This is a genomic window from Rhizobium sp. TBD182 (genome assembly GCF_001950375.1).
Classification (GTDB): domain Bacteria; phylum Pseudomonadota; class Alphaproteobacteria; order Rhizobiales; family Rhizobiaceae; genus Agrobacterium; species Agrobacterium tumefaciens.
The window spans coordinates 92,496-93,359 of the sequence record NZ_BDLN01000012.1 but is presented as its reverse complement, the minus strand read 5'-3'; the positions used below and the strand labels follow the sequence as shown (position 1 = coordinate 93,359).

At 59.6% G+C, this 864-nt stretch carries 1 protein-coding gene; it reads right to left on the bottom strand.

Going from position 1 to position 864, the window contains the following annotated elements:
* Nucleotides 1-780 (bottom strand): P-type conjugative transfer protein TrbG (gene trbG / locus T18_RS24365; protein ID WP_323455272.1); only part of this gene is annotated, 780 nt, incomplete at its 3' end.
* Nucleotides 781-864: the final 84 nt, after the last annotated feature.

Genomic DNA, 864 nt, shown 5'->3' with positions numbered 1-864 from the left:
GTTGTAATCGACCACCATCATATTGCTCTTCATGCGGTAGTTGACGATACGGTTCTGGCCACCGGAGACGACGAAGAGAACCGGCGCATCTTGACCCGAGATCGACCGCGGGAACTGGATGTAGGTTTTCAGGCCATCGGAATAGACCCGTGTCGGCCGCCAGCCGGCACTGCCTGATATGGAATAGGAAAAGCTTAGCTGCTCCGCCGGCACCCCGGTGCCGGGGATCGTACTGGCTTCAAGCCGCGCGTTGACGTCGGCGAGTTTCGTGGACACATCCTCGGGGTATTCGAAGCCGACGCGGGCCATGTATTGCGTGGGATGCGACTTGAGCTGGATATGATATGTCCGCCGAGATGTGGTCACCACCATCGAGGTGACAAGTCCCGGTTCGGATGGCTTGACGATAAGATGGATGGCCTGGCCCCCGGCCGCGCCCGATGTCGCCGGCTCTACTTTCCAGCGGACCGTATCGCCGACCAGCACATCGCGCACCACCTCGCCGCCCTGAAGTTCGATATCGCAGACCTGCAGCGGTGAGCAGACGACCGATGGCTGAACCTCGCCATAGAGAAAAATCACCTTACCGTCCGCGCCCTTGGTGACTAGGCCTTTCGACCCGCGCCATTGGGTCGAGAGCCCCATGCCTTTCGCCTCATTGGCCGTGACACCATCAGCGGCGAGCGCAGTCCGGGGGTCGAGTACGGTCAAGGGGACGATCGCAAAAACCAAGAGGCCGATGGCCAGCGTAGCCCGTTGTCTTCTGTGTCTGATATTCATGCTCGGGCCATGCCTTTCAAAGCTGTGCAGTCCAGTCGAAGTCGCGGAGATAGAGACCGATTGGATTAAGACGGATGACGCCTT